The sequence below is a fragment of the Lewinella sp. 4G2 genome (genome assembly GCF_001625015.1).
Lineage (GTDB): Bacteria > Bacteroidota > Bacteroidia > Chitinophagales > Saprospiraceae > Neolewinella.
The window spans coordinates 248,741-261,468 of sequence record NZ_LVWJ02000011.1 but is presented as its reverse complement, the minus strand read 5'-3'; the positions used below and the strand labels follow the sequence as shown (position 1 = coordinate 261,468).

The following is a 12,728-nucleotide window of genomic DNA, read 5'->3' as shown; positions in this document are numbered from 1 at the left end:
GCGGTCCGTAAATCGTGCCGTAGGTTTGCTGGCAAGGGAGCAAAACTCCCGGGTTGTATAACCATGGATAATCGTAATTTTTACTTCTGGTTTAGCTACTACTTTTACCCCAATGGGTAAGGGACGCTGATCTTATTGTAAAGAACGATAATTCAAAAAGTGGTCCCAGCATTGAGCCGGGGCCACTTTTTTTATGACCTATCTAGCTATTTAATTCCATTACCATGAACTCCACGGTAACCCCTTCGGTCGAACAATTACGCGTCAGCATCCAGGGCTACGCGGGTGCCTTTCACGAGGCTGCTGCCCGCCAGCACTTTAGCACGAAGGAGGTGGTGACCGTCCCCGCCCACACTTTTACCGACGTCGTGGAACAGGTGGAATCCGGCGTGTCCGACCTCGGGCTGATGGCCATCGAAAATACCCTCGCCGGTAGCCTGATGGATAATTACGATCTGCTCCAGACCGCCAATCTGCGCATCACAGCGGAGGTTTACCTACGTATTCGCCTCAACCTGATGGCCCTTCCCGGAGCGCAATTAAAGGATCTGCGCCAGGTGCATTCTCACCCCGTTGCGCTGGCCCAGTGCCGGGAATACTTCAAAGTGTGGCCGCAGATTGAACTCGTCGAGGATACCGACACCGCCCTCAGCGCCCGCGAAGTACTCGAGTCTCAGGACCCCACCCGGGGCGCCATCGCCAGCGCGGCGGCGGCGGAGCTGTACAACTTGGAAATCCTAGCCCCCGGTATCGAAACGAATAAATTGAACCACACCCGCTTCCTGGTGCTGGAGCGTGGCCGCGACCACTTGGCCGACGTCGGTAATAAGGTATCCCTCAGTTTTTCGACGACCCACGAAGCCGGTAGTCTTTACCGGGTGCTCATGGTCCTGGCGGCCTACCAGATTAACCTGACGAAGATCCAGAGCAAACCGATCGTAGGGCGGCCCTTCCAGTATCGTTTCCACGTAGATTTCTTGCTGGAGGGCCACGTCACGCTGGAGCAGGCCCTGGAAGCCATCACCCCTATTTGTACGGAATTGCGCGTCCTGGGCGTGTACAACGCCGGTGTAAAACCCTGATCCTCATGACCAATACTGACACCGTGATGAAGACCATCATTCCCACTTCCGACCGGCTGGGGGAGACCAAAGAATATTACTTCAGTACGAAACTGAAGGAGCTGGCCCGCCTGCGGGAAGCCGGGAAACCTATCATCAATCTGGGCATCGGTTCTCCGGACATGCCGCCGCCGCCGGAGGTCATTTCCGCGCTGACGTCCACCGCCCAACGGCCCGACGTGCACGGTTACCAGCCTTACGTCGGCCGGCCGGAGTTGCGGGCTGCCTTTGCTGGGTGGTACGACCGTTACTTTGGGGTGAGTTTGGATCCGGCGTCGGAGATCCTGCCCCTCATCGGTAGTAAGGAGGGGATCATGCACATCAGCATGGCCTTTTTGAATGAGGGTGACGAAGTGCTGGTCCCTAACCCCGGCTACCCCACTTATCGGTCGGCGACGGAACTGGCGGGCGGGGTCGTTCAATCGTACGATTTATCTCCCGAAAATGGGTGGTTGCCGGATCTTTCTTTGTTGAGCACCCGCGTCAGCGCCAAAACGAAAATAATGTGGGTGAATTACCCGCACATGCCCACCGGCACCCAGGCCCCGGAAGGCTTTTTTAACGAATTAATTGCTTTCGCCCGCGAGCATCGGATATTACTGGTAAATGATAATCCTTACGCATTTATTCTTACCGATAACCAAAAAAGTATTTTGTCTATACCGGGAGCAAAAGAGGTTGCGCTCGAATTAAATTCATTGAGCAAGGCCCAGAATATGGCCGGCTGGCGCGTGGGCGCTGTCGCAGGTGCCCAACAATATCTGGCAAGCATCCTCCGCTTTAAAAGTAATATGGATAGCGGGATGTTCCGACCCCTCCAGGAAGCCGCCGTGGCCGCCCTGCAACTCGGGCCGGAGTGGTACGCCGCACTGAACGGACACTACCGCAAACGCCGGAAGATCGCCCGCCAAATAATGGATGTACTGGGTTGTACTTACGCTGATGACCAAGTGGGACTATTCGTCTGGGCCCGCTGCCCGAACGGAAAGACCGGCTACGAAATTTCCGACGTCGCCCTTTACGACCGGGACGTATTCATTACGCCCGGCGGCATCTTTGGCAGCCAGGGGGAGCACTACGTACGCATTAGTCTCTGCTCCGACGAGGCCACCCTCACGGAAGCCCTTCACCGTTTAAGCCCTCTGCAATAATGGTAGTCGCCATCATTGGAATCGGCCTCATCGGCGGCTCGCTGGGGATCACCCTCCAGGAGAATGGTTTCGCAACCCGCGTAATCGGCGTGGACGCTAACCCGGAAAGCGTGGATAAGGCGATTCGCCGCCGCCTCATCACGGAAGAAATGTCACTGGGCAGTGCCTTACAGGTTGCGGACGTACTCATTCTCGCCACCCCCGTCGACGTGATGCGTACCCTACTGCCAACCTTGCTGGATGGGGTAACCAACTCCCAAACCATTGTGGACGTCGGTTCCACTAAAGAACTGTTGCTAAATGAAGTCGCAGCCCACCCGAACCGCAACCGCTACGTCGCCTGCCACCCAATGGCGGGTACGGAAAAAAGCGGACCGGAAGCCGCCCTGCCCGGCCTCTTCGACGGCAAAACCTGCGTAGTCGTAGACCGCGAAGACAGTGCTGACGACGCGCTGGATATGGCCCACCGCCTATTTCGCAGTGCCGGCATGAACATGAGCTACCTCGATCGTAAGGCCCACGATCTGCACTGTGCCTACGTCAGCCACATCTCTCACATTGCCAGTTTCGCGCTGGCCCTGACGGTCTTGGAGAAGGAAAAGGATGAGCAGCGGATCTTTGAACTGGCGAGTTCCGGCTTTGGCTCCACCGTCCGTTTAGCCAAGAGTTCCGCCGATATGTGGGTACCCATCTTCCGCCAAAACCGCGACCACGTACTCGACGTACTGGACGAACACATCGAGCAACTCTCCCGCTTCCGGACCCAACTCATCAAACGCGATTTTGATGGGTTCCACGAGCGGATTGAGAAAGCCAATGAAATAACTAAAATATTGCAGTGACGGCGTAAATGAACGCCGTGATGCTAATGGAAATAAATATTCAGTAAATAGCAAATTCCTTTATAAGGTGCTTGCAACTGATACAAGTGAAATAATAAATTAGATACGTTATGGAAATGAAAATTGGAAAAGTCGTAACCCCCACGCCTGGCCGTGGTTTAGTTATTGCCGGCCCGTGTAGCGCCGAAACCGAAGGCCAGGTGATGCAGTGCGCCAAGGATTTGGCCAAACTTGGCCAGGTGGACCTCTTCCGCTCGGGTATCTGGAAGCCCCGGACCCGCCCCGGAAGCTTTGAAGGCGTTGGCAAGGAAGGCTTGCAGTGGCTGAAGCGCGTCAAGGAAGAAACCGGCATGAAGACGACGACCGAGGTAGCTAAAGCCAGCCACGTCTACGACTGCCTCAAGGCCGGGATCGACGTATTATGGCTGGGTGCGCGGACGACCGTAAACCCCTTCAGCGTCCAGGAAGTAGCGGATGCACTGAGTGGAACGAATATCCCCGTACTCATCAAAAACCCGATCAACCCGGACCTCGGTCTGTGGCAGGGAGCGGTGGAACGCATCTACAAAGCCGGCATCACTCGGATCGGACTCATCCACCGGGGCTTCTCCTACCACGGGGAATCCAACTACCGGAACGTCCCCCGCTGGCAGATGGCCATTGAGATGAAACGCAAGTTCCCCGACCTGCAAATGTTCGTGGACAACAGCCACATCTGCGGCCGCCGCGATACGCTGCAAGAAGTCGCCCAGGAAGCCCTCAACCTCAACTACGACGGGCTGATGACCGAAGTACACCCCCGCCCGGATGAAGCCTGGTCTGACGCCGCCCAGCAAATCACCCCACAGGTATTTGGGGAAATGCTTCAGAACCTCCGCCTCCGCAAGCCTAGCGCCAGCGAGGTTGAAATGGCCGACCTCATCGAACTCCGCCGCCAAATCGACGAGATCGATAACGACCTGATCGGAATGATCGGCCGCCGCATGAAACTCGCCGACAGCATTGGAGAGTTCAAAGCCGAGCGCAACATCGCCGTCCTCCAAAGCGACCGCTGGGAAGCCATCCTGAAAAAGGCAGCCGATGACGGATCCAAGCACGGACTGAGCCCGGAGTTTATGGAGAAGTACCTGAAGGCGATCCACCAGGAGAGCATTGACCACCAGGATGCAATCGTCAATAGGAATTAGTTGGGTAGTCGGGTAGTCGGGTAGTTGAGTAGTCGGGTAGTGCGGTACTACCCGACTACCATACTACCCGACTACGCTACTAAAAGCGTGACATAGAAAACCCCGTCTCAACTAAATGCCGAGACGGGGTTCATAATTTTAAACAGTAGACTAACCCACTATTTACTATCATACTGGTTGCAGCCGAAGTCGGCGCTGGTGATGATGTCGGTCTTGGCGGATTGTTCCTGGAGAACGGGAAGGACGAATTTCATGCCGCTTTCGCTGAGTACGTCGCATTCACCGAAATTGTCGCGGTTTTGGACGGCGGGGGCATCGTTTTCCCAGTGGTTACAGGTTTTGCAAGTAGCTTCCATAATTGGTAATGTTTTAAAGTTTATAAATACTGTCAGCCAGTTGGCCTTCACAATTATAAGGTGGGCCGGGTACCATTTGTTGGCTTAAGGGCTTGATTCCGTGTAGTTTGTAAAAAGACTAAATAGGTTTCTAGATAAGCCAGGTCGCCTATCCATTGTCCGCGAAGCCGGGGAAGAGCATCATGCCGCCGTCAACGTAGAGCGTGGCACCAGTCACGTAATCAGCGGCGTCGGAGCAGAGAAAGGCCACTACGTTTGCCACGTCCGTTCCCTCACCGATGCGACCGTAGGGGACGAGGGTAAGGAGCTGCTTAAGGTCCTCCGGGTTCTCCCAGGCGTCCTTGTTGATGTCCGTCTTGATGGCCCCGGGTGAGACGCTGTTGATGCGAATCTTATCCGGGGCCAGCTCTTGCGCCATGGATTCCATTAACATCTTGACGCCGCCCTTAGCCGTTGCGTAATTCACGTGGCCCGCCCAAGGGATCTCGTCGTGGACCGAACTCATACAGATGATCTTCCCCGCCGCGCGCCCGTGGCTGTGGACGCCCTGTTTACGGAATATCCGAGCCGCCGCCCGACAGACGAGAAACTGGCCCGTGAGGTTGACGTCCATTACCGTATTCCACTGCTCCAGCGACATTTCGGTGAAGGCGGCATCCTGCTGCAGGCCGGCGTTGGCTACCATTATATCGAGGTGGCCGTACTCGTCGAGGCAGGCCTGGACGAGCCGTTCTACGTCGGCTTCCTTGGAGACGTCTGCCTGGACGACGATCGCCTCCCCTCCGTTGCCTTTAATGTGACGCTGGACGGCTTCGGCCTCCTCGGCGGAAGACCGGTAATTGATCACTACTTTGACGCCTTCTTCTGCTAAGCCTTTGGCGCAAGCAGCCCCGATCCCCGTGCTCGAACCAGTAATAATGGCCACCTGGCCCTTCAAATTAAGCTCCATAGATTGCTACTTTGCCTGCGGAACGTAGCACCCGGGGTGATGTTGGTGCCCGGCGGACAAATTCCAGTCTGGCGTCGTGGATCTACACCTTTTACTTATTCATCAACGTAATCTATAGGCGATCAAACCCGTCACCAGGTTGAGTAACCCGAGGAGGCTCTCAACCGGATTGTGCACCAACAAATAGGCGAGGGACCAACCCGTAAAACCAAGGAATAAGATCTGGGGAACGGGGAAAAAAGGTGCCCGGTATCCTGCATGCGCACTCCGGCGATAACGTAGGACGATTAGTCCGAGGACCGCCATTAAAGTGAAGAGCTGAAGGACGAACTCACTGTACAGCAACACCCGCTCAAAACTGGCAGTAAAGACCAAGAACAAGCTAATGGCTGCCTGCAACCAGGTCGCCCGCAGGGGGACGCCGTACTGGCTCAAGCGACCGAAGGAACGCCACAGCGAATGTTGGTCACCCATGGCCAAAGTCACCCGTGGCCCAACCCAAATCATCGCGGAAATTCCGGTTAATAGCAGGAGGCCAATCACGGCACTTACGTAGCCCCCAAAGGCCGGCCCCAGCATCACCTCCGCCGCCACGCGGCCCACTTCGATCTCACCCCTCAGGGCTTCACCACCCGCTTGGCGGAGGAAGCCGAATTGTAAGAGTAGGAAAAGTATGGTTACCAGTGCCGTCCCGCCGATCAGTGCCCTGGGAAGATTGCGGTCCGGATCGCGGATCTCCCCGACGATGTAGGCCGCCGCATTCCAACCGGAGAAGGCGTAGAGGACACCGATGAGCGCAACGGCCGCCCCACCGTTTCGTAGTTCGCCTAAACTCGGAACAAGCCAAAGAGTAGGGGAGACCGGGTCGGCGGGCAACAGGGCACAGGCTAGACCCAACCCCAGTACTACGAGCAACTTCAGGGCCGTTAGGCTATTCTGGATGCGGCTCGACCCGCGGTTGCCAAGGCTGTGGAGGGCCGAGAGGAGAATAATCGCAGCCGCAGCCGTCCCCACCGGCGGCCATCCCAATATAGCTTCCAGGTAGTGGCCTACCGCCACTGCACTCAGGGCGACTGCCGCCGCAAAGCCTACGGTGACGCTGACCCAGCCACTCAGGAATCCCAACACGGGGTGAAAGATCTCTCCCAAAAAGTGGGCTTCCCCGCCCGACTTCGGCATCCGGCTCCCCAACTCAGCGTAGGTCACTGCACCACAGAGAGCTACGATGCCGCCCGCCAGCCAGATGAGGAGCAGGGTAGTGCCATTGGTGATGTATTCCAGTTGTAAGCCCAGCGTGGTCACGGCACCAGTACCTATCATATTGGCGACAACGAGTGCGCCGGCGCTCCAGGGTCCAATCTTGTTTTGGGCGGGTCTCACGGGGAGCCAAACGTTAAGAAGCAGCGCCTTAGCGCCCTGTCCTGACGAAAAGGGAAGACCTTTAGTGCGGTATTAACCGATGCTCAAAGCGAGACTTTACTCCCCGCCAGCGCGGTGCAGGGCGGGTACGGTAAGGGCTACCGCCGTGCCGGTCACGAAGCCGATAAGTACGTCCGTAAAGAAGTGTTTGCCCGCGCGCATTCGTCCATAAGCCACCGCGGCGGGGATGATGCCGGCCGCCGCCCATACGTAGGGGCGGGCCTTACTATTGGGGTTTAGATCACTGTAAAGTTGGGCCGTCGTCATACTGAAGAAGGCCGTTGTTGCCACGTGGCCACTGTAAAAGCTGAAGCGGGAATTTTTGCTCAGTTTCAGGTCTCCGGGGACGTTCCGATTGTAGTTGAAGGGGCGGGGTCGCCGCACGACGACCTTCGTCAGGTTAATCATGGCCGCGTTCAGTAGCGCACCTTCGAACACGACGAGGGCAGCCTGGTCAAAATTCTGGCGGCCATTCTCGTTGAGCAGCAGGAAGAAGGGGCTGGCGAAACTCGTCATCAACAGTTTGTCCGTCCACTCGTCCGTTTTCAGGGAGAAGTGGCGGGTGGAGTAACGGTCGATACCGGGGATACGGGCGTAGTCCAACGCCGTCACGTCTGCCTCGGTGAGTTTGGGGATCTTCCGATCCAGGTAGACGGAGGTAGCCGTCAGGGTGGTGCCCAGACCCAGTAGGATGGCATTCGTCCGGTTGCTCGGGTTGTACGGCTGGGGTACGTTCTGAGCGGGAAGTAGGGTACTGAAACAGAGGGCGATCAGTACCAGGAGAGCGGAAAGTCGGGCGTTCATCATCGGGGCTGGCTATTAGGTCCGCTGCTGCAACCGCTACGGTTGGGGGATGTTCGCCCTACAGCCCGAGTGCCTTTCGCTTGGGCCCGTCCGCGAGGCTGTTTTGCGACCAGTAGGGCTCCATCGCCTGCTTTTGCAACGTAGCCACGGTAGTCAGCGTTTTTCCCCGGCTGGGGTAGGTTTCGGTCCAACCCCGAATCACGTGGGGGGCGGCGGCGTCGAAAACGAATTCGACCTCCCGGTTCAGGGCGGGGTACTCAATTTTGTAGCTGCGCAAGTCTTCTCCACTAAACTTCGCACCCGCGTAAGCGCCCAAAGTAAGCGTAGCGCTGGCGGCCGCGAATGGCTTATGCATCATCACCAAGTAACCGCTTGCGGGGATGACTTTTTTGTCGCCTACTGGGAGCTCTTTCCAACCAGCGCGGATGCGGTTCATGATCTCATCCTCAATGAAATCGGCCGGTGCGCTGGTCTCCACGTCGCCTTCCTTTTCGAAGTAAGAGCGGAGTTCCACGTCCCAACCGCCCCCACCGTCGTGGTTGAACTGCGTGAAGGTCTGGCCGCACCAATCCTGCACCGATGTCGTGACTTTTAGGGTGTGGGGTTGCTTGGCAAGGTCCGTCGGGGTGAACACCGAGGTCATCTGCGAGTAATCGTAGATGCCCGTCGTAAACCGGCGTAACTGGTTGGTTTTCAGGATGGGTGTAGAATTAGGGTTCGTGTAGTTGTCATTCTTCACCTGCTTATCGGTCAGGAAATCTTCGGTCACGAAAATTAGGCTCACTGTACCGGGGTGTACCTCTCCGTAGCGTACCTGCTGTAGGTCATACACGTTGATTTCCGCCTTGCCCTGGTGCCAGTAATCCGTCAATTCACCGCGGAACTGACCGGGAGCGGGGGCGCTGTTGAGTTGGGCTTTAGCTACTTCTCGCTCCCCGTTCGGGGCGTCACAAGCGGCGAATAAACAGCAAAGCAAGAGGAGGGCGGGGATGATTTTCATGCCGTCAACAACGCCCCGCCGGCCTTGGTGGTTGTGTCGCGTACGGACAGCCGCGTAAACGCAGAATACGTTCAGTAGGGCGCTGCCGCGGGTGCGAAATAAGGACAGGGTGCAAGGAGGACCATTCCGGTATGAATTGTCGCAGACCAATAAATGGACGCTAATACCAAATCTGGGAATTGTTCATTGGATTGGGCAATTTTTCCATCTTTTTGAAAAATTGCCCTACATTAGCGGCGATAGTTTACTAATGCACTCATTTTATCTTGTGGCTCCGCCTTACGGCGGGGCCCAAGCTTTTTTTAGTCGTACCTTACGGATAAGGTCATTCACTGTTTAAATACGCCCCTACCAGTGCGCGGGGCCGAGAATTATGCTGCTTAGAATTCTATTACTCTGTTGTTGCACGGTGGTGAGCGCGCACTGTTGGGGGCAGGACCGCGCCCGCGCCACGGTGGAGTTCCAAAAGGGAAGCGAGGCCCTAACGCAGGGCAAAGCAGAGAAAGCAGCCAAACTATTCCGTAAGGCTACGAAGTTGGATAAGGACTTTATACCCGCCTACCGGCTGCTCGGTTTGGCCGAAGAAACTGCCGGGAATTATGGAGAAGCTGCGGAATCCTACGAATACGTCCTGGAGCGCGATTCCCTCTTCAGCCGCCTGCTCTACTATCAATTGGGAAAGGTGTACTACAAGCTCTCCCGCCCGGAAGAGGCGGAGATCTACCTCAATATATTTAAGGACCTCCAAAGTGTACCGCTCGTCAAGTTTGGCCGTAATGGCGACGAGGAACGGCGCGCCGAAGCAACTGCTCTACTGAAATTGGACCAGGACATTCTGGCCGCCCAGATCACCCAGGATAGCAGCCAGTTCGTCAACGTGACGGAAGTGCGCAACGTGGACGTCCCCATTAACACGATGCGGGATGATTACTTCCCCTTCTTTGCCAACGACCGCAAGAGCTTTTACTACACCCGCCAGGGAGAGCTGCGCGACGAAGACCTGATCCAGGGAAAGCGTAGCAGCGAAGATGGGAAGTGGACTACCAACCGTTTCGGCAACTTCAATACGCTGCAACCAGAAGGGATGTGTACGCTCGTCCGCGACGGGGAACGGATCTACTTTACCCTTTGCCACGAAGAGACGAGCCAGGGTGGATGTGACATCTACAGTGCCCTGCTCGTGAATGGGAAGGTCCGTGATATGCAACCGCTACCCGACTACATTAACTCCCCAAGTTGGGAGAGCCAACCGGCCATCTCGTGTGATGGACAGCAACTCTTCTTCGCCAGTATCCGGCCGGGTGGGATGGGTGGCAGTGATATCTACCGGTGCCAGAAAAACCCGGACGGCACTTGGTCGCCCCCCACCAATTTGGGCGATGGTATCAATACGACCCAGGACGAAGAAGGTCCCTTCCTCAGTAACGACGGGCAGACCCTCTTCTTCGCCAGCATGGGTCACAATAGTTTGGGGGACCAGGATATCTTCATGAGCCGGTGGGATAACCTCACCAAGCGCTTCACCCGGGCCATGAACATCGGCCCACCGGTGAACGGCCCCCACCGCGAACTGGGTTTCCACCTCACGAGCGACGGCCGTACCGGCTACTTCGCCAGCGACCGACCCGGTGGCCGTGGTGGTTTGGACATCTACCAATTTGAACTCGACGCCGCGTTGACCGGCCGAGACATCACCTACGTCTCCGGTTACGTCACTGATAGCCTGACGGGGGAGCCGGTGACGGAGCAAGCCGTAGTGCTGCCTTCGGGCAAGACCTATTATACTAACTACGAAGGCCGCTTCTTCATTTGCAGCCCGGCCAACGAAGAGTTGGACCTGACCGTTTCCAACCCGGCTTACTTTCCTTACGCCCGGACCTTTCCCATACCCACGTGGGATAACACGGAGTACTACCGCATTGACGTCAAGTTGCGTTCCGAGAATACCCCGCCTCCACCTCCACCGGAGGTTGCTCCCGAACCAGTAGTGGAAGAACCGGAACCCGAACCGGAGGAAGAGGTGGAGACAGAAACCATCCGTACGAAGGCTCGGATCGTAAAGCGCAATATGACGGTCCGCTTCGAATTTGACGACGCCAGTTTGTTGCCCTTGCAGGTGCAGAACATCAACAAGTTTGTTGAATCCATTAAGGATAAGCCGCTTGTTTCCATAGAAGTCATTGGTTTTACGGACGAGACTGGGCCGGAGGGTTACAACATTAAACTAAGCGAACAACGGGCGCAAGCGGTGGCCGATCTACTGGACCGGGCGGGGGTGACCGCCACCGAAACCCGCATCATTGGGATGGGGGAATTGGCCTCAACGGGCCGCCGGGCACTGAACCGCAAAGTGGAGGTGAAGGTGGTCTACCGGGAGCAGGTTTCGGTGGAATAGGCGAATAGATACTACCTTTAGCGTAGATGCGGCGCTGAACTTTTATTCCCGCCACCACCTTTTAGCGTTCTACCGATTACGATTACGGTACTTTTTCCCAATTACTGAAGCAATCCACATGAAGTATTTTTTGACCTCGGCGCTGTGCGTCCTCGCCCTCTCGTTGATGGGCCAAACGGCCAAGCCTGCCTACTGTAATGATGATGGCCCCGTGGCCTACGGTTCGGTAGTTGGGGTAGATGCCCCCACCACCGCTCCGGCTGCCCTGCCGGCATTCGGTAGTTTGCCCGTAACGGAGTACAAGGTGCAAGTAGCCATTCTCCGGTACAGTGACCCTTCGGAATTCCCCTTCCACTCTAGTCTGGTGGCCCGTTACCGCCCCTGCGAAGAAGTGTGGGTGATTGAAAGCCGCGAGAGCTTCGCGGACCGGTCGGAAGCACAGGATCTACAGATGATGTTGAAAGACCTGGGTTACTCCGGTGCATTCATCACTGACCTGGTGGGGTACCAATAGGTGTATTGCTAGTCCTTATATATTGGACTACTGTATGTTTTGGGCGAGCCAATGCGGGCTTACACTTATCTTTGCTACCTAACAAATAGGATTTTTATGCGTACGCTTCTCCGCTTTTCACTTTTCGCCCTAACCCTGATTACCCTAAGCACCTGCGCACAGCAGACGAGCAACGCTGACGCAGGTATAACTGGCGAGGCAGTTCCTGCGGTGGATGTAGCCGATTCCTTCGGCGCCAAGTTTCAGGCCGAGGAAGTTATCCCCGCCGATCAATTGATGACCAAGTTCAATGCGGAAGCGCTCGCTGATACGGTGAAGACTACCCTACGGGGCGAGGTGAACGAAGTCTGCCAGGCCAAAGGTTGTTGGATGACCATCAACGCCGGCACTGAAGAAGAGATGATGGTGAAGTTTAAGGACTACGGCTTCTTTATGCCTATGGACATCAGTGGCCGCGAAGTCGTAATGAATGGTATTGCTTACTATCAAGTGACCCCAGTGGACGAACTGCGCCACTACGCTGAAGATGCGGGGAAGTCGCCCGAAGAGATCGCCGCCATCACCGACCCCAAGAAAGAATTGCGCTTTCTGGCTGACGGAGTGCAGCTACTGAAGTAGACTAACAACCAACGTTACATTGAAGTGGGCCACTGGATCTTGGGATCTGGTGGCCCCTTTTTTGTGCAGTAGGACGAGTAAATCATTGTAGGCGTCTCTGATGATCACTCCCTTGCAACCTCTTATTGCTTCGTCTGGAAAATCACCTGATGTGCTAGACCATCCCGGAGGAGCAGACAGGTTCTCCGGAATTGATGCGGAAGTGGCCAAGGCATCACTGCATACAGATCTCGATGGAATACAGTGGGGAATTATGGAATGCCCGACGGTTAAGAAAACGATTGCATCACGGCAGCATTTTGTTAAGAGATTCGGTATGAATTTTGCTGTGATTAAATTTAATCATTGGGTGATATTTGGAATAGTCTAACG

Annotated in this window: 13 protein-coding genes; 8 read left to right on the top strand and 5 right to left on the bottom strand. The window is 55.9% G+C overall.

Annotated elements, in window-relative coordinates:
• Positions 1-224: 224 nt before the first annotated feature.
• The 4 genes from A3850_RS01145 to A3850_RS01130 all read left to right on the top strand — a co-directional run bounded on the left by A3850_RS01145 (position 225) and on the right by A3850_RS01130 (position 4,301).
• Entirely contained in the window at positions 225-1,082 is an 858-nt protein-coding gene (locus A3850_RS01145) for a prephenate dehydratase domain-containing protein (RefSeq protein ID WP_068213135.1), read from the top strand.
• A 5-nt stretch (positions 1,083-1,087) separates the two neighbouring features.
• Positions 1,088-2,272 (top strand): pyridoxal phosphate-dependent aminotransferase, encoded by a 1,185-nt coding sequence (locus A3850_RS01140; protein ID WP_231915266.1) that lies wholly within the window; start codon positions 1,088-1,090, stop codon positions 2,270-2,272.
• Entirely contained in the window at positions 2,272-3,114 is an 843-nt protein-coding gene (locus tag A3850_RS01135; RefSeq protein ID WP_068213132.1) for a prephenate dehydrogenase, read from the top strand. Before A3850_RS01140 ends, A3850_RS01135 begins: the two co-directional genes overlap by 1 nt.
• A gap of 110 nt (positions 3,115-3,224) precedes the next feature.
• A complete protein-coding gene (locus A3850_RS01130; RefSeq protein ID WP_068213130.1) occupies positions 3,225-4,301 on the top strand; it encodes a chorismate mutase in 1,077 nt (358 codons plus the stop codon).
• Between the two features lie 158 nt (positions 4,302-4,459).
• On the opposite strand, the gene A3850_RS01125 is transcribed toward A3850_RS01130, so the two are convergent.
• The 5 genes from A3850_RS01125 to A3850_RS01105 all read right to left on the bottom strand — a co-directional run bounded on the left by A3850_RS01125 (position 4,460) and on the right by A3850_RS01105 (position 8,829).
• The gene (locus tag A3850_RS01125) at positions 4,460-4,657 is read right to left on the bottom strand and encodes a hypothetical protein (RefSeq protein ID WP_068213116.1); all 198 of its coding nucleotides are present in this window, start codon (positions 4,655-4,657) and stop codon (positions 4,460-4,462) included.
• Between the two features lie 148 nt (positions 4,658-4,805).
• Positions 4,806-5,606: an SDR family oxidoreductase gene (locus tag A3850_RS01120; RefSeq protein ID WP_068213112.1), complete on the bottom strand. Its 801-nt coding sequence runs from the start codon at positions 5,604-5,606 to the stop codon at positions 4,806-4,808.
• Between the two features lie 102 nt (positions 5,607-5,708).
• Complete coding sequence (locus tag A3850_RS01115; RefSeq protein WP_076639912.1) at positions 5,709-6,986, bottom strand: APC family permease; 1,278 nt, start codon at positions 6,984-6,986, stop codon at positions 5,709-5,711.
• A gap of 96 nt (positions 6,987-7,082) precedes the next feature.
• Positions 7,083-7,832: a phosphatase PAP2 family protein gene (locus A3850_RS01110; RefSeq protein ID WP_068213110.1), complete on the bottom strand. Its 750-nt coding sequence runs from the start codon at positions 7,830-7,832 to the stop codon at positions 7,083-7,085.
• Positions 7,833-7,887: 55 nt separating this feature from the next.
• Positions 7,888-8,829, bottom strand: a complete 942-nt coding sequence (locus A3850_RS01105) for a hypothetical protein (RefSeq protein WP_068213106.1) — start codon at positions 8,827-8,829, stop codon at positions 7,888-7,890.
• Positions 8,830-9,202: 373 nt separating this feature from the next.
• Here A3850_RS01105 and A3850_RS01100 point away from each other — a divergent pair, with 373 nt between their 5' ends.
• The 4 genes from A3850_RS01100 (at position 9,203) to A3850_RS20060 (ending at position 12,726) form a co-directional block, all read left to right on the top strand.
• A complete protein-coding gene (locus A3850_RS01100; protein ID WP_082921545.1) occupies positions 9,203-11,224 on the top strand; it encodes an OmpA family protein in 2,022 nt (673 codons plus the stop codon).
• Between the two features lie 118 nt (positions 11,225-11,342).
• Entirely contained in the window at positions 11,343-11,738 is a 396-nt protein-coding gene (locus tag A3850_RS01095) for a hypothetical protein (protein WP_068213101.1), read from the top strand.
• A 96-nt stretch (positions 11,739-11,834) separates the two neighbouring features.
• Positions 11,835-12,356, top strand: a complete 522-nt coding sequence (locus A3850_RS01090; RefSeq protein ID WP_068213098.1) for a DUF4920 domain-containing protein — start codon at positions 11,835-11,837, stop codon at positions 12,354-12,356.
• Positions 12,357-12,456: 100 nt separating this feature from the next.
• Positions 12,457-12,726 (top strand): hypothetical protein, encoded by a 270-nt coding sequence (locus tag A3850_RS20060; protein ID WP_157500799.1) that lies wholly within the window; start codon positions 12,457-12,459, stop codon positions 12,724-12,726.
• The last annotated feature ends 2 nt before the right edge of the window (positions 12,727-12,728 follow it).